Genomic DNA, 16,131 nt, shown 5'->3' on the forward strand with positions numbered 1-16,131 from the left:
GCGTGGAGGCTTCGGGATGGCCGAGCACGAGCAGGTGCAAGAACACGTTCGGGTGGCGGTGGTCGGGTCCGGCTTCGGTGGGCTGGGAGCCGCGGTGCGGCTGCGGCGCGAGGGGATCACCGACTTCGTCGTCCTGGAGAGGTCCGGCAGCGTCGGCGGCACCTGGCGGGACAACAGCTACCCCGGGTGCGCCTGCGACGTGCCGTCCCACCTGTACTCCTTCTCCTTCGCGCCCAACCCCGACTGGCCGCGCGCCTTCTCCGGGCAGGAGCACATCCGGGCCTACCTGGAGCACGTGGCCGACACCTTCGGGCTGCGCCCCCACCTCCGCTTCGACTCCGAGGTACGGCGGATGGCGTGGGACGGCGAGCGGCTGCGGTGGGAGATCGAGACCGCGAGCGGCCGGCTGACCGCCGACGTCGTCGTCTCCGCCACCGGGCCGCTGTCCGACCCCAAGGTCCCGGACATTCCGGGTCTGGACTCCTTCCCCGGCAAGGTGTTCCACTCGGCTCGCTGGGACCACGACTACGACCTCACCGGCAAGCGCGTCGCCATGATCGGCACCGGCGCCTCCGCCATCCAGATCGTGCCGGCCATCCAGCCGAAGGTGGGCGGCCTCACCCTCTTCCAGCGCACCCCGGCCTGGGTGATGCCCCGCATGGACCGGGCGATCAGCGCCGCCGAGCGCGCCCTGCACCGGGCGCTGCCCGTGACCACCAAGCTGCGCCGCGGGCTGCTGTGGGGCATCCGGGAACTCCAGGTGCAGGCCTTCACCAAGCACCCGGGCGAGCTGGGCTTCGTCGAGCAGATCGCCAAGCGCAACATGGCCGCCGCCGTCAAGGACCCGGCCCTGCGCGCCAAACTCACGCCCGACTACCGCATCGGCTGCAAGCGGATCCTGCTGTCGAGCGAGTACTACCCGGCGCTCGCCCGGCCCAACGTGGACGTCGTCGCCAGCGGGCTCGGTGAGGTGCGCGGCTCCACCCTCGTCGCAGCCGACGGCACCGAGGCCGAGGTCGACGCGATCATCTTCGGCACCGGTTTCCACGTCACCGACATGCCCATCGCCGAGCGCGTCGTGGGGGCGGACGGGCGGACCCTCGCCGAGACCTGGAAGGGCGGCATGGAGTCGCTGCGGGGCGGCTCGGCGGCCGGCTTCCCCAACTTCATGACGATCATCGGGCCCAACACCGGCCTCGGGAACTCGTCGATGATCCTCATGATCGAGTCCCAGCTGAACTACCTGGCCGACTACCTGCGGCAGATCGACGTGCTCGGCGGCCGGGTCGCTCTCGACGCCCGGCCCGCCGCCGTGCGGAACTGGAACCACCGGGTGCAGGAGCGTATGAAGCGCACCGTGTGGAACACCGGCGGCTGCACCAGCTGGTACCTGGACGCGAGCGGTCGCAACACCACCGTCTGGCCCGGCACCACCGCCGAGTTCCGGCGCGCGACCCGGCGTGTGGACCTCGCGGAGTACCAGGTGCTGCGCCCGGCCGCCGTCGCCGAGGCGGCGCCCGGCGCGGTCGCGGACGCCGAAGCGGTGCCCGGCGCGGACGCGGAGGTGGGCGCGTGAGCCGCCTCCTGCACGTCGCCGCCGGGCCGTACGCCCCGCCCGTCCCCGCCCACGAGCTGACCGTCAGCGCCGCCGACGGCGCCCGGATACACGTCCAGGTGCACGGGCCCGAGCACGCCCCCGCGGTCGTCCTCGCGCACGGCTGGGCCTGCTCGACCGCCTTCTGGGCGGCGCAGATACGCGCCCTGGCCACCGACCACCGCGTCATCGCCTACGACCAGCGCGGCCACGGCCGCAGCCCGGCGGGCCCGGCGTGCGGCACCGATGCTCTCGCCGACGACCTCGAGGCCGTCCTGGAGGCCACGCTCGCGCCGGACGAACAGGCCGTGATCGCCGGGCACTCCATGGGCGGGATGACGGTGATGGCCGCCGCGACCCGGCCCGCGGTGCGTACGCACGCGGCGGCCGTCCTGCTGTGCAGCACGGGCAGTTCCCGGCTGGTGGCTTCCTCGACCGTCGTGCCCCTGGGAGAGGGACGGGTGCGGACCTGGCTGACCCGGCGCATCCTCGGCTCCCGCGCGCCGCTCGGGCCGGTCACACCACTCGCCCGCCGGATCCTCAAGTACGGGACGATGGGCCCCGGGTCGGCCCCGCACATGGTCGACGCCTGCGCCCACGTCGTGCACGCCTGCCCGCGCGGGGTGCGGCACGCCTGGTCCCAGGTGCTCGACCTGCTCGACCTCGACCACGGCGTACGGGAGTTGAGGATGCCGGTCGAGGTCGTCGTCGGCACCGCCGACCGGATGACCCCGCCCGTGCACGCCCGCTCGCTGGCCGCCGCGCTGCCCAACTGCGTGGGCCTGACGGAACTCGTGGGCCTCGGCCACATGACGCCGGTGGAGGCGCCGGACCTGGTCACCGGAAAGATACGCGCCCTCGCCGCCGCCCACCTGTCCACCGACCGCATCGAGAACGCCGTACACGCCGAGGAGAGCGCATGAGCAGCCTGAGCAACAGGGGGAACGGCAAGGGGAACGGCAAGGGGGGCGGCAGGGGGAGCGGCAGGGCGAGCCTGGAGGGGCGGGTCGCCGTCGTCACCGGAGCCGCGCGGGGCGTCGGGGAGTTGCTGGCCCGCAAGCTGTCCGCGCGCGGGGTGAAGGTCGCCCTCGTCGGCCTCGAACCGGACGCGCTCAAGCGGGTCTCCGCACGCCTGCACAGCGACAGCGACCACTGGCACGCCGACGTCACCGACCACGAGGCCATGGCCCGGGTGGCGGCGGAGGTCAGGGAACGCTTCGGCCGGATCGACATCGTCGTCGCCAACGCGGGCGTCGCCACCGGCGGGCCCTTCGCCGACTCCGACCCCGAGTCCTGGCGGCGGGTGATCGAGGTCAACCTGATCGGCTCGGCGGTCACCGCCCGCGCCTTCCTGCCGGCGCTGCTGGAGAGCCGCGGCTACCTGCTCCAGGTCGCTTCCCTCGCCGCCATCACGCCCGCGCCGATGATGAGCGCCTACTGCGCCTCCAAGTCCGGCGTCGAGGCGTTCGCGCACTGCCTGCGCGGCGAGGTCGGCCACCGGGGCGTGAAGGTCGGCGTCGGCTACCTGTCCTGGACCGACACCGACATGGTGCGCGGCGCCGACCAGGACGACGTCATGCGCGAACTGCGGCAGCGGCTGCCCTGGCCGTCCAACAAGACCTATCCGCTGGGCCCGGCGGTCGACCGGCTCGTGGAGGGCATCGAGCGACGCTCCGCCCACGTCTACGGGCAGTGGTGGCTGCGCGGCATGCAGGGGGTGCGCGGCTACCTGCCGGCCGTCATCGGCACCGTCGGCCAGCGCGAGATGCGACGCTTCGGGGACCGGCTCGACAGTGTGCGCACGGGCCTGGTCGGCGCGGGCGGAGCGGCCGACGAACAGCGCCCGACCAGCGCGGTTACCGTCCGTAAGTGATCGACATGCGCAGCGTCACGGCCCATGTGAATCTGATCGGGCCAGGCCGATCCGGCCGGGCCCGAACATCACAGGAGTGAACCCACATGGGTATGAAGGACCAGTTCCAGGAGAAGGCCGAACGCATGCAGCAGCAGGGCAAGCAGCGGGCCGACCAGGCCAGGGAGCAGTTCCAGAACCGCGACCGCCGCCGCGACGAGGACGAGACGGACCCGTCGTCCCCGCGTCGCCGGGAGTCGGAGCACCAGAACCCGTCCTCGCGCCGCCGCGGCGAGGACGAGGAGCTGCAGGACAGCTTCGACGCGTGACGCGCCGCCGCTGAAGTGAGAGGGCGCCCCCGGCTGTTGCCGGCGGGCGCCCTTTCCCGTGCCATCAGAGGTTGCGGAGGTCTTACGGAGGTTCCTACTCCCGCGGCGGCAGCGCCGGTCGCGAGCGGTCCGGTACGTCGTCGTAACCGGGCGGCGTGGCGGGCGGGTTGGTCTCCAGCAGTTCCAGCGCCAGCCGGACCGCCTCGTCCAGCACCGGGTAGCGGCCCTCGGCCCAGTCCAGCGGGGTGCGCAGCGCCGCTACGTCGGGGTCGACGCCGTAGTTCTCCACGGACCAGCCGTACGTGTCGAACCAGGCCGCGTTCATCGGCACCGTGATCACCGTGCCGTCGCCGAGCCGGTGCCGGCCGGTCATGCCGACCACCCCGCCCCAGGTGCGCTGCCCGACCACCGGGCCGAGCCGCAGCAGCTTGAACGCGGCCGTGATCATGTCGCCGTCGGAGGACGTCGCCTCGTCCGCGACCGCCACGACCGGCCCGCGCGGGGCGTCGGAGGTGTACGACACCGGCTGCGCGTCGCGCGTCAGGTCCCAGCCCAGGATGGTGCGGGTCAGCTTCTCGATGACGAGTTCGCTGATGTGCCCGCCGGCGTTGCCGCGCACGTCCACGATCAGCGCGGGCCGGGACACCTCCATGCGCAGGTCGCGGTTGAACTGCGCCCAGCCGGAGCCGCCCATGTCGGGGATGTGCAGGTAGCCGCACCGCCCGCCGCTCAGCTCCCGCACCACCTCGCGGCGTTTGGCCACCCAGTCCTGATAGCGCAGGGGGCGCTCGTCGACCAGCGGGACGACCGCGACCCGGCGGGACGGTCCCGGGCCGCCTTCCGCCGGTGCGAAGGTCAGCTCCACGGTCGTACCGCCCGCACCCGCCAGCAGCGGATACGGCCCCGCCACCGGGTCGACCGGCCTGCCGTCCACGTGGGTCAGTACCGCCCCCTCGCGGATGCCCGTGCCGGCCAGCGGCGAGCGGGCCCTGGAGTCGGAGGAGTCGCCGGGCAGGATGCGCCTGACCGTCCAGTGACCGTCCCGGCAGGCGAAGTTGACGCCGAGCAGGCCCTGGCGGCGCTGGTAGTGCGCCGGGCCCTCGTTGCGCCGGGCGGCGGCGACGTAGGCGTGCGAGGTGCCGAGTTCGCCGAGCACCTCGCGGAGCAGGTCGGCGAACTCGTCCGGGGAGGCGACCCGTTCGAGCAGCGGGCGGTACTGGTCCAGCACCGCGTCCCAGTCGATGCCGCACATGCCGGGGTCCCAGAAGTAGCCGCGGGTCAGGCGGCCCGCCTCGTCGTACGCCTGGCGCCACTCGGCGGCCGGGTCGACCTCGTGCAGGATGCGGCGCAGGTCGATCCAGGTGGTCGAGTCGCTGTCGCCCGCCTCGGTCGCCGGTACGGCACGCAGGTCGCCCTCGTCGAGCACGACCAGGCGGCTGCCGTCGCCGCTGACCCGGAACCAGTCCAGGTGGTCGACCAGTTCGGACTTCTTCGCCTTGGCGAGGTTGAAGTGCTCCAGCGTGGGCCGTTCGCTCGGGTCCGCCGGGTTGGCGAAGGTCTCGCCGAGCGCGCCCGAGATCGGCCAGCGCAGCCAGACCAGGCCACCGCCGGCGACCGGGCACAGGGTCGAGTACTTGGACGCGGTGACCGGGAACGGCGTCACCCGGGACTCCAGCCCCTCGGCCTCGACGGTCACCGCGCCGCCCTCGCCGGTCTCGTCCTCCAACGGGTCCAGACCCCCGGCGGCGGGGCGGCCCTCCGGGTTCAGGGCGAAGGGGGAGGGGGTCGCGGAGGACAGCGGCACCAGGTAGGGGCGGCAGCCCAGCGGGAAGGACAGGTCCCCGGTGTGCACGTCGTACACCGGGTCGAAGCCGCGCCAGGAGAGGAAGGCGAGGTAGCGGCCGTCCCTGGTGAAGACCGGGTTCTCGTCCTCGAAACGACCGTCGGTGACGTCGATGACGAGGGGGCCGTGCTGGTCCTTCTGGCCGGTCTGGCTGGTATGGCCACTCTGGCCGGCTTGGCCTGTCCGGCCGTTGATCCGGGCCAGTTTGATCTGCCGCAGCGAGCGTCCGATGCCCGGATGGGACCAGGTGAGCCAGGCTCCGTCCGGGGAGAAGGCGAGGTCGCGCACGGGGCCGTTGACGGACCGGATCAGCTCGGTGACGTCGCCTTCGGCGGGACTGGCGGGGCCGCCCGCGTCGCCCCCCACGGTGCCGGTGTCCGCCGTGGCCTCTGTCTCCGCCGGGGTCCCGGTGTCCGCCGCCTCCGCCATCGTCCCGGTGTCCACCGTGTCCACCGCGTCCAGTGCCCGGGCGACCTCCTCGTCCTCCTGCGAGACGTCGAGCAGCAGCAGCCGGCCGTCGTGCGAGGCGAGGGCGAGCCGCTCGCCCGCCGGGTCCGAGACCAGTTCCAGCACCCGGCCCAGCTTCCCCGAGGCCAGGCGCCGGGCCGCTCGGCCCCCGGTCGCCCGGGGCAGGTGGGAGATCTCGACGGCGTCCTCGCCCTCCGCGTCCGTCACGTACGCGATCCGTCCGCTCGCCCCGAGCATCTCCGGCAGCCGTACCCGTACCCCCGGCGTGTCGGCGAGGGTGCGGGCCGGGCCGTCGCGGTGGGTGAGCCAGTACAGGCTGCCGCGTACGACGACGGCGCTCGCGCGGCCCGTCTCGTCCACGGAGATGCCGCCCACGTGCTGGGCGGCGGGCACCTGGTACGTACGCCGTCCCGCGCGCGGCCCGCTCAGCCGGACGTCGAGCCGGCGCGGCACCGAGCCCGACGACAGGTCGTCGACGATCCACAGGTCGCCCGCGCACTGGTACACCACGCGGTCGCCGTCGCTCGCGGCGTGCCGGGCGTAGCAGGCGTCGTGGTCGGTGTGGCGGCGAAGGTCGGTGCCGTCGTGGGCGCAGGAGTAGAGGTTGCCGACGCCCTCGTGGTCGGAGAGGAAGGCGATGCGGCCACCGACGAACATGGGGGAGTGCAGATGCCCCCGGAGGCCGGGCAGGAGCCGTCGCCCGTGCAGCCAGAGCCGGCCCGTGGCGCCGCCCCGGTAGCGCTTCCAGGCGGCGGGTTCGTGCGGCGGGGTGCCGGTGAGGAGCAGGGTCCTGCGTTCCCCGTCGAGATCGGCGGCCTGGATGTCGGTGACCGGCCCCCAGGGCAGTTTGCGGCCGGGGTCGCCGTCGGGAGTGACCTTGTAGGCCCAGGTCAGGTGGGAGAAGGGCTCGCCGTGCGAGGCGACGGCGAGGATGGCGGCGTGCCCGTCGGGTTCGGGTGGCGACCAGGCGCAGACCCGGGTGTCGAGGCCGCCCCAGTGGGTGAGCTGCCGTCCGGGGCCGCCGTCCACCGGCACCAGGTGGACCTCCGGCACCAGACTGCGCCAGCTGGTGTACGCGATGTGGCGGCCGTCGGGCGAGAAGCGCGGGTGGCCGGCCTTGGAGCGGTCGACGGTGAGCCGCCAGGCACGGCCCGGACCGTCGAGGTCCGCGAGCCAGAGGTCGTCCTCGGCCACGAAGCACAGTTGTCCGCCACTGAGGTGCGGAAGGCGCAGATAGCTCACCTGCCCCATGCTTTGCCGGGGGTCGGGCCCCGGCAACTCGGCCCGCCACTTACGAGTAACCGACAAGCGTGACCGAGACCACGAACGAAACCGTTTCGTTTCGCTAGAGGGGTGGAGTACCTTGGTCTTGTACGAAACGGTGTCGTTCAGTGGAGTGGACGACGGAGTGGGCGAGAGGAGCGAGCGAGATGACCGTGGTCACCACCGCGCGCCGCAGTCGGATCACTCCCGAGCGCGAGGCCGAGCTGTACGAGGCCGTGCTCGACCTGCTCCGCGAAGTCGGCTACGACGCCCTCACCATGGACGCCGTGGCGGCCCGCACCCGGTCCAGCAAGGCGACGCTCTACCGCCAGTGGGGCGGCAAGGCCGAGCTGGTCGTCAAGGCCGTGCGGCACAACAAGCCCGGTGAGATCGGTGAGGTCGACACCGGCACGCTGCGGGGCGATCTGCACGCGCTCATCGCCCACGACGACGACTGCACCATGGAACAGAACTCCGCCCTGATGCGAGGTCTGGCCATGGCGCTCCACCAGAACCCGGACCTGCGCCAGGCCTTCCGGGAACAGCTCATCGAACCCGAGATGGTGGAGTTCCGGCGCCTGCTGGAACGCGCCGTCGACCGGGGTGAGATCAGACCGGGCTGTCCGGCACTGGACTTCCTCGTGCCCATGCTGGTCGGCGGTTTCGTCACCCGCGCGCTGATCGAGGACCAGCCACCGACGCAGGCCTTCCTCACCTCCTACATCGACGCCGTGATCCTCCCCGCCCTCGGCGTCCCCACCACCTGACACGTCGCCCCAGGCACGTCACTCCGGACGCGTCACCCCGGGCACGTCACCCAGACATGCCACCCCGGACACGTCCCCGGGCTGATCCCCACCTGAGATCCATCTGATTCCCACCTGAGCCCCATCTGACGTCACCGCTCACGTCGTCGGGCCGATCACCCCTGCCCTGAAGATCCCACGACCTGACCGGGAGTACGCCCTCGTGGCCACGTTCCTCTACAAACTCGGCCGGCTCGCCTTCCGCCGGCGGCATTTCGTCGCCCTGATATGGGTGGCGCTGCTGACGCTCGCGGGCGTCGGCGCGGCCACTGCCCCGCCCGCCGGCACCACCTCCTTCTCCATCCCCGGCACCGAGGCCCAGAAGGCCTTCGACCTGCTGGAGGAGCGCTTCCCCGGCACCAGCGCCGACGGGGCGACCGCACGCGTCGTCTTCAAGGCACCGTCCGGCGAGAAGATGACGGACGCCGGGAACAAGGCGACCGTCGAGAAGACCGTCGGCGAACTGGCGGACGGCTCCGAGGTCGCCTCGGTCGCCGACCCCTACACGGGCAACGCCGTCAGCCAGGACGGCACGATCGCCTACGCGTCGGTGAAGTACGACGTCTCCGGCATGGAGCTGGAGGAGACCACCAAGGACGCCCTGGAGGACGCCGCCCAGCAGGCGCGCGACGCCGGGCTGAGTGTCGAGGTCGGCGGTGACGCGCTCCAGGCCGTCCCGCACACCGGCACCACGGAGATCATCGGCATCGCGGTGGCCGCCGTCGTCCTCGTCATCACCTTCGGCTCGCTGGTCGCGGCCGGTCTGCCCCTCCTCACGGCCCTGATCGGCGTCGGCATCGGCGTCGCCTCGATCACGGCGCTGGCCAGCGCGCTTGAGCTGGGCTCCACCACCTCCATCCTGGCGATGATGATCGGCCTCGCGGTCGGCATCGACTACGCCCTGTTCATCGTCTCCCGCTACCGCGCCGAACTCGCCGACGGCCGTGAGCGCGAGGAAGCCGCGGGCCGGGCGGTCGGCACCGCGGGCTCGGCGGTCGTCTTCGCCGGACTCACGGTCGTCATCGCCCTGGTCGGCCTCGCGGTCGTCAACATCCCGATGCTGACCAAGATGGGCATCGCGGCGGCCGCCACCGTCGCCATCGCGGTCCTGATCGCCCTGACGATGGTCCCCGCGCTGCTCGGCTACGCCGGCCGCAGGGTCAAGCCGGTCGGCGCGAAGAGCAAGCTCCTGGGCGGCGGCCGCAAGGGCTCGGACAAGCGCGAGGGTTCGGAGAAGACGGACCATCAGCCGAAGGAGAACCTGGGCACCCGCTGGGCGCGCTTCGTCGTCCGCCGCCCGCTGGCCGTCCTGCTCCTGGGCGTCATCGGTCTCGGAGCCGCCGCGATCCCCGCGGCCTCCCTGGAACTGGGCCTGCCCGACGACGGCTCCCAGCCGACGTCCACCACCCAGCGCAGGGCGTACGACCTGCTTTCGGAGGGCTTCGGGCCGGGCTTCAACGGTCCGCTGATGGTCGTCGTGGACGCCAAGGGCAGCGACGCCCCGCAGCAGGTGTTCACCGACGTCTCGAACGAGATCAAGAACCTCGACGACGTCGTGGCGGTGACCCCGCCCGCACCCAACAAGGGCGGCGACACCGCGACGATCACCGTGATCCCGGACTCCAAGCCGTCCTCCGTCCAGACCGAGGACCTGGTGCACGCCATCCGCAACGCGGGCGGCGACATCAAGGCGGACACCGGCGCGGAGACCCTGGTCACCGGCTCGACGGCGATGAACATCGACGTCAGCGAGAAGCTGAACGACGCGCTGCTGCCGTACCTGGTCCTCGTCGTCGGCCTGGCCTTCCTGCTCCTGATCGTGGTGTTCCGCTCGATCCTGGTCCCGCTGAAGGCGGCCCTCGGCTTCCTGCTCTCCGTCATGGCGGCCCTCGGCGCCGTCGTCGCGGTCTTCCAGTGGGGCTGGCTGTCCGGCCTGCTGGGCGTCGAGGAGACCGGTCCGGTCATGTCGATGATGCCGATCTTCATGGTCGGCGTGGTCTTCGGCCTGGCGATGGACTACGAGGTCTTCCTGGTCACCCGTATGCGGGAGGCCTACGTCCACGGCGAGAAGCCCGACCAGGCGGTCGTGACCGGCTTCAAGCACGGTGCGAGGGTCGTCTCGGCCGCGGCGGTCATCATGATGGCGGTCTTCGCGGGCTTCGTCGGCTCCAGCGAGTCGATGATCAAGATGATCGGTTTCGGGCTGGCGATCGCCGTCTTCTTCGACGCGTTCGTCGTCCGTATGGCCATCGTCCCGGCGGTGCTCGCCCTGCTCGGCAAGAGGGCCTGGTGGCTGCCGAAGTGGCTGGACCGCGCCCTGCCCAACGTGGACGTCGAGGGCGAGGGCCTGCGCACGGCCGACGAGCGGGGTCCGGGCCCCGACGAGGACCGGGAGCTGGTACGCACCTGACGTTCCGCCTCTGACAGCCTCCGACAGAACTGACGGGACCCGACAGGACCGACAGGGCTGACCGGAGGACGACAGACCAGCCGGTGAGGGCTTCCGTGGGGACGGGGCCGCCCTCACCGGCTTCCTCTTGCGCGGGTACGCCGCGAACCGGTCGCCTGCCCGCTACACGTACCGCTACGGTGCCGTCCATGACGACGACCGACGACGCCTCCGCGGCCCCCGCCGCCCACCCCCGTTTCGCCGAGGCCCTGCACGGACTCGGCCTCGGTGAACTGGCCGGACGGGCCCGGCGCTTCCCGGAGGCCACCCGCACCGCCGCCGAGGCCGCCGCCGCGCTCGGGTGCGAGCTGAACCAGATCTGCAAGTCGCTCATCTTCGCCGCCGACGGCGTGCCGGTGCTGGTCCTCATGGACGGCGCCTCCCGCGTCGACCTGGAGCGGGTCCGCGAGGAGCTCGGCGCCGGGAAGGTCACACGGGCCAGGGCCGACGTCGTACGGGAGACGACCGGATACGCCATCGGCGGCGTGCCGCCCTTCGGGCACCGCAACAGGACCCGGGTGCTCGCCGACCGGTCCCTCCTCGCGCACGAGGTCGTCTGGGCCGCCGCCGGAACTCCGTACGCCGTCTTCCCGATGGAGCCCGGAAAACTGGTCGCCACCGCCGGCGCCGCTGTCGTGGACGTGCGCGAGCGACCCGAGTGACCCCGCTGGTCACCGCCGCCGTCCTGCTCGCGGCCGTCACGCACGCCAGCTGGAACGCCATCGCCCACCGGATCACGGACAAGCTGACCGGCTTCGCGCTGATATCCGGCGGCGGGATGCTCATCGGACTCGCGCTGGTGCCGTTCACGGCGTTCCCGGCGGCCGGCGCGTGGCCGTACCTCCTGGTCTCCGCCGCCGTCCACATCGCCTACTACGCCCTGCTGATGCGGTCCTTCCGGCTGGGCGACTTCGGCCAGGCCTACCCGATCGCGCGCGGCAGCGCACCACTGCTGGTCACCGTCCTCGCCGCCGCCTTCGCCCACGAGGTGCCGGACGGCTGGGCGACCGGCGGCATCCTGGTCTCCTGCGCGGGGCTGACCGGCGTCGCCCTGTGGGGACTGCGCGGACGCCGGCCCGACTGGGCGGCGATCGGGGCGGCCCTGGCGACCGGGGTGACCATCGCGGTGTACACGGTCGTCGACGGGCTGGGCGTACGCGCCTCCGGGTCCTCCCTCGGGTACATCGCCTGGCTGATGGCGGTGCAGGGGACGGTCCTCCCGGCGTACTTCCTGTACCGCCACCGCGCGGGGGCCTGGGCGTTGCTGCGGCCGCAGGCCGGGCTCGGGCTGCTCGGCGCGGTGCTGTCCGTCGCCGCGTACGCGCTGGTCCTGTGGGCGCAGACCCGCGCCGAACTCGCGCCGATCGCCGCCCTGCGCGAGTCCTCGATCCTGGTCGGCGCGGCGATCGGCGCGCTCTTCTTCAAGGAGCGGTTCGGCGCGCCCCGGATCGCGGCGGCGGGCCTCCTCGTCGTCGGGATCGGGCTGATGCTCCACACGGGATAGCCGGGACAGCCGGTATGTCCGGGGTGGCGAAGGAGCCCCGGGCAGCCGGAATAGTGCGTACGGCGGCTGCGAGGAGCACCCTGGAAGGAGGTGTTCCGGAGGTCCGGAGGTGATCGTCATGATGCACACCGCAGTGGGGTGGCATGTCGAGCTGGAGTTCATGGAGGACGACCAGCACACGCGGGCGGTGGCGATGGTGCGGCTGCCCGACGGCAGCGAGGTCCGCGCGCACGGCCACGCCAGCCGTCACCGCGTCGACGCCAACCAGCCGAGAGTCGGCGAGGAGGTCGCGGGGGCGCGGGCGCTGAACGAGCTGGCGATGCAACTGCTCACCAAGGCGCACGAGGACATCGACGCGGCGTCGGGGAGGACCTCACACCCCATCCACGTCTGAGCCGGTCCCGGTCCGGCGCAGCGCTGCCCGCACCGCCCGTACCAGCGCCTGCGCCCGCGGGTCCGCCGTCACGGTCCTGCGGAAGCCGTTGGTGACATAGCCGAAGGCGACGCCCGCCTCCGGGTCGGCGAAGCCGAGGGCGCCGCCTCGGCCCGGGTGGCCGAAGGAGCCCGGGGACAGGAACGGGGACGCGCTGCCGTGCAGCATGTAGCCGAGGCCGAAGCGGGTGCCCACGACGAGGACCCGGTCAGGACCGGCCGACTCCTGGGCGCGGGCCCGCTCCATCGTGGCCGTGTCGAACAGGCGCGCGTGCCGCGTCACACCGTCGCGTTCGCCTTCGATCTCGCCGTCGACCTCGCCGATCAGCGCCGCGTAGAAGCGTGCCAGTCCGTCGGCCGTCGCGATGCCGTTGGTCGCGGGGAGGGCCGCGGCGCGGTACGCCGGGTCGTTCTGGTCGGGGAAGGGCGTGATCGCGGCGAAGGCCCGGCGGGTGAGTGAACCGGGGTCGGCGTAGGCTTCGGTGACGGAACGTCTGGGGCGCAGGCGGGGTCCGTTCCCCGACGGCTCGGGGTCCTCGACGCGGCCGACCCGTCCGGCCCGGCCCGCCGCCTCCTGGGCGGCCGGCAGGCCCAGCCACAGGTCCAGACCCAGCGGCCGGGCGATCTCGTCCGCGAGCCACTCACCGGTGCTCCGCCCGCCCGTCGCCCCGCGGACCAGTTCGTCGAGCAGCCACCCGTACGTCAGCGCGTGGTAGCCGTGGTCGGTGCCCGGCTCCCAGACGGGTTCCTGGGCGGCGACGGCCTCCGGGCCCCGGGCCGGGTCGAGCGCCTCGTCCGGGGTGAGCGGGTGGTCGAGGACCGGCAGTCCGGCCCGGTGGTTCAGCACGTGCCGGACCAGCACCCCCTCCTTGCCGTGCGCCTTGAACCGAGGCCAGTACTCGGCCACCGGCGCGTCCAGGTCCAGCACCCCGCGCTGGTGCAGCAGCAGTGGTACGGCGGCGGCGACGCCCTTCGTGGCCGAGCGCACGACCTGGGCGGTGCCCCGGCGCCAGGGCGCGGTGCCGTCGACGTCCCTGGTGCCGCCCCACAGGTCGACGACCTTGCGCCCGTCCCGGTAGACGGCGACCGCCGCGCCCCGGTCGCCCAGCGCCGTGAAGTTCCGTACGAACGCGTCCCTGACCGGCTCGAAACCCTCGGCCACCGTGCCGCGCACATCCACGATCGCGTCCACGTCCACTTCCGAGTCTGCTTCCACGTCCACGCCCACTTTCCTACGTCCCTTCCGACCGCTGCGACAGTCGGTGCAACCGCCCCCGGCCGCCCGCGATTCCGGGAACGGGATCAAGGTCGATCTCGCATGTGATATAGGTCCCGAAGGGTGTGGTCCGGGAAATATGGGACATTGGAGTAGGTGGCGTACGGGGTGGGCGCACAGCTTTCGCAACGGCGGCACAGCGTAAGGGGCGATCCGATGTCCGTAGTCGAACAGTACGCACGAGCCCACATCCTGACGGACACCGATCGCGCGGACGCGGACGACGGCGGAGCCATACCCGTCGTGCTGCGCTACGACCCCGACCGCGATCCGCGGTCCGTGTGCGTCGGACTGCCCGCGCGGGGCCGCGGTCCCGGCTCCCGCGAGTGGGTCTTCTCCAGGGAGCTGCTGGAACAGGGGCTGCGCACGCCCGCCGGGACCGGCGAGGTGCGGGTGTGGCCGTGCGGGCGGGTGCAGGTCGTCGTCGAGTTCCACACCCCGCAGGGCTGCTCGGTGGTCCAGTTCGAGACGAAGGCGCTCATCCGGTTCCTGCGCCGGACCCGCGCGGCGGTGGCACAGCCGGTCGCCCACTGAGCCACCGGCCGCGCGGTCCCGCGCCGCCGGTCGGTCAGCCGGCGTTCTTCAGCAGTGCCGCGACGATCGGCCCCGCGGTGTCGCCGCCGTGGCCGGCCTGCTGGACCACGCCCGCCGCGGCGAGGTCGCCCCGGTACGCGGTGAACCAGCCGTTGGGCTTCTCCTGGCCGTCGACCTCCGCCGAGCCCGTCTTCGCCCCGGCGTCACCGCCCACCCCGGCCATCGCCTCGGCCGCGGTGCCGTACGCCGCCGTGTAGGACATCAGCTCGCGCAGCTGGGCCAGTGTGGCCGCCGACATCGTGCGGGAGGCCGTGGCGAACTCGCGGCCGTCGACCGACCGGGCGACCAGGTACGGCTGGTGGAAGCCGCCCGACTTCACGGTCGCCGACACGGACGCCATGTTCAGCGGGTTCATCCGCACCCCGCCCTGTCCGATGAGGGAGGCGGCCATCGGGGCCGCGCTCTGCACCGGCACCGAGCCGTCGAAGGTGGGCACGCCGACGGACCAGTCGTTCATCGAGAGGCCGAAGACCTCCTTCGCCTGCTTGGTCAGGTCGTCGTTCTCCAGCTTCGGGGCCTGGCTGATGAAGGCCGTGTTGCAGGAGCGGGCGAAGCTCGCCCTGAAGGTGCCGTCCTCGATCTCGAACTCGTCGTCGTTCTGGAACTTCCAGCCGCCGTAGCTGAAGTACTTCGGGCAGGGGTGTTTCCTGTCCATCGACGCCAGGTTCTTCTCGATCAGCATCGAGCCGGTGATGACCTTCATCGTGGAGCCGGGGGCCAGCGAGCCCTGGAAGGCGGTGTTGAAACCGTGGCCGCCGTTGGCGACCGCGAGGATCTCGCCCGTGGAGGCGCGCAGCAGGACCACCGACGCCCGTGCCTTGCCGGCCACCTGCTTCTCGGCGTCGGCCTGGAGGGCGGGGTCCAGGGTCGTCCGCACGGTGCCGGGCGTGCCCTCGCTCAGCTCCAGCAGGGTCTTGTCGGAGGCCTTGGCCGCCTTGGACTCCTTGCCGCGGACCACGCGCAGTTCGACGCCCGGGGTGCCGCCGCCCTTCTCGCCGTACTTCTCGCGCAGGCCGTCCAGGACGGTGCCGAGCGAGGGGTACTTCGCGGCGGTGATCTCCGCGCCGTCCCGGTCCAGCGCCTTGACCGGCGGGGCCCCGGCCTCCCCGGTGACCAGCTTGTCGCCGTCCTTCAGCTCCGGATGGACGACGGAGGCGTGCCAGTCGACCCGCGGCTCGCCGTCGCCGGCCCGGCGTACGACGGTCAGCGCGCTGTCGTACGCCAGCGGCTCGGCCGTCTTCTCGTGGGCGACGGTGGCCTTCACGGAGAACGGGACCTTCTCCCCGGCCGGGACTCCCGCGGTGAACGTGGAGTCCTTGACGCGGGCGTCCTTGGTCCAGCCGGTGAGCAGCGCCTTCGCGGCCCCGGCGTCGTCGGTCGCGGCGGCGGCCCCGGCGACGTCGCCCCGCTGCCAGGCGGTGAGGAAGCCCTGGGCCGTGGAGGTGACCTCGGCCGCCGACAGTGGGCCCGACTTCGCCTTCTCCCCGGCCGCCGCGGCCGTCGTCCGGGCCGTGTCGTCGCCGCCGGCCTGGCCGCCGTAGACCGCGTAGGCACCGAATCCGGCGCCGGCCACGACCACGGCGGCCACACTGCCGACCACGGCGGGTTTCGTCCTCCGCCGTTCGCCGGCGGCCCTTCTGCTGCCCACTGCGTCCCGTTCCTCCGCGCGCTGTCCCGTCGTGGACGGGGTCGGCGGTGCCCTCGTTGTCTTGCTTCATGCT

At 72.7% G+C, this 16,131-nt stretch carries 13 protein-coding genes; 10 read left to right on the forward strand and 3 right to left on the reverse strand.

The annotated features are described in order from the left end of the window. The first annotated feature begins 16 nt into the window (after nucleotides 1–16). The 4 genes from ACH4NX_RS16710 to ACH4NX_RS16725 all read left to right on the forward strand — a co-directional run bounded on the left by ACH4NX_RS16710 (nucleotide 17) and on the right by ACH4NX_RS16725 (nucleotide 3,775). Nucleotides 17–1,576, forward strand: a complete 1,560-nt coding sequence (locus ACH4NX_RS16710) for an NAD(P)/FAD-dependent oxidoreductase (RefSeq protein WP_351388984.1) — start codon at nucleotides 17–19, stop codon at nucleotides 1,574–1,576. Then, on the forward strand, nucleotides 1,573–2,517 hold the full coding sequence (locus tag ACH4NX_RS16715) for an alpha/beta fold hydrolase (RefSeq protein WP_398127615.1): 945 nt from the start codon (nucleotides 1,573–1,575) through the stop codon (nucleotides 2,515–2,517). Before ACH4NX_RS16710 ends, ACH4NX_RS16715 begins: the two co-directional genes overlap by 4 nt. Beyond that, nucleotides 2,514–3,467 carry an SDR family oxidoreductase gene (locus ACH4NX_RS16720; protein ID WP_398127616.1) on the forward strand — a complete coding sequence of 318 codons (954 nt, stop codon included), beginning with the start codon at nucleotides 2,514–2,516 and terminating at the stop codon, nucleotides 3,465–3,467. Before ACH4NX_RS16715 ends, ACH4NX_RS16720 begins: the two co-directional genes overlap by 4 nt. A gap of 86 nt (nucleotides 3,468–3,553) precedes the next feature. After that, nucleotides 3,554–3,775 (forward strand): hypothetical protein, encoded by a 222-nt coding sequence (locus tag ACH4NX_RS16725; RefSeq protein WP_351388978.1) that lies wholly within the window; start codon nucleotides 3,554–3,556, stop codon nucleotides 3,773–3,775. A 94-nt stretch (nucleotides 3,776–3,869) separates the two neighbouring features. Here ACH4NX_RS16725 and ACH4NX_RS16730 read toward each other — a convergent pair whose 3' ends face one another. Then, a complete protein-coding gene (locus ACH4NX_RS16730; protein ID WP_398127617.1) occupies nucleotides 3,870–7,337 on the reverse strand; it encodes a S41 family peptidase in 3,468 nt (1,155 codons plus the stop codon). A gap of 179 nt (nucleotides 7,338–7,516) precedes the next feature. Here ACH4NX_RS16730 and ACH4NX_RS16735 point away from each other — a divergent pair, with 179 nt between their 5' ends. The 5 genes from ACH4NX_RS16735 to ACH4NX_RS16755 all read left to right on the forward strand — a co-directional run bounded on the left by ACH4NX_RS16735 (nucleotide 7,517) and on the right by ACH4NX_RS16755 (nucleotide 12,502). Continuing rightward, a complete protein-coding gene (locus tag ACH4NX_RS16735) occupies nucleotides 7,517–8,116 on the forward strand; it encodes a TetR/AcrR family transcriptional regulator (RefSeq protein ID WP_351388974.1) in 600 nt (199 codons plus the stop codon). A 202-nt stretch (nucleotides 8,117–8,318) separates the two neighbouring features. Beyond that, nucleotides 8,319–10,565 carry an MMPL family transporter gene (locus tag ACH4NX_RS16740; protein WP_398127618.1) on the forward strand — a complete coding sequence of 749 codons (2,247 nt, stop codon included), beginning with the start codon at nucleotides 8,319–8,321 and terminating at the stop codon, nucleotides 10,563–10,565. Between the two features lie 188 nt (nucleotides 10,566–10,753). Further along, the gene (locus ACH4NX_RS16745; protein WP_351388971.1) at nucleotides 10,754–11,266 is read left to right on the forward strand and encodes a YbaK/EbsC family protein; all 513 of its coding nucleotides are present in this window, start codon (nucleotides 10,754–10,756) and stop codon (nucleotides 11,264–11,266) included. Beyond that, on the forward strand, nucleotides 11,263–12,108 hold the full coding sequence (locus tag ACH4NX_RS16750) for a DMT family transporter (RefSeq protein ID WP_351388969.1): 846 nt from the start codon (nucleotides 11,263–11,265) through the stop codon (nucleotides 12,106–12,108). Before ACH4NX_RS16745 ends, ACH4NX_RS16750 begins: the two co-directional genes overlap by 4 nt. Nucleotides 12,109–12,226: 118 nt before the next feature. Beyond that, nucleotides 12,227–12,502, forward strand: a complete 276-nt coding sequence (locus ACH4NX_RS16755; protein ID WP_398127619.1) for a DUF1876 domain-containing protein — start codon at nucleotides 12,227–12,229, stop codon at nucleotides 12,500–12,502. Here ACH4NX_RS16755 and ACH4NX_RS16760 read toward each other — a convergent pair. After that, nucleotides 12,482–13,720, reverse strand: coding sequence for a serine hydrolase domain-containing protein (locus tag ACH4NX_RS16760; protein ID WP_398127675.1), 1,239 nt, complete (start codon nucleotides 13,718–13,720; stop codon nucleotides 12,482–12,484). The genes ACH4NX_RS16755 and ACH4NX_RS16760 overlap by 21 nt on opposite strands. Before the next feature lie 252 nt (nucleotides 13,721–13,972). Between ACH4NX_RS16760 and ACH4NX_RS16765 the strand changes: the two genes are divergently transcribed. Further along, entirely contained in the window at nucleotides 13,973–14,350 is a 378-nt protein-coding gene (locus tag ACH4NX_RS16765) for an SsgA family sporulation/cell division regulator (protein WP_351388966.1), read from the forward strand. A gap of 34 nt (nucleotides 14,351–14,384) precedes the next feature. On the opposite strand, the gene ACH4NX_RS16770 is transcribed toward ACH4NX_RS16765, so the two are convergent. After that, on the reverse strand, nucleotides 14,385–16,058 hold the full coding sequence (locus ACH4NX_RS16770; RefSeq protein ID WP_398127620.1) for a penicillin-binding transpeptidase domain-containing protein: 1,674 nt from the start codon (nucleotides 16,056–16,058) through the stop codon (nucleotides 14,385–14,387). Nucleotides 16,059–16,131: the final 73 nt, after the last annotated feature.

It is taken from the genome of Streptomyces sp. NPDC017225 (genome assembly GCF_044331465.1).
GTDB lineage: Bacteria > Actinomycetota > Actinomycetes > Streptomycetales > Streptomycetaceae > Streptomyces.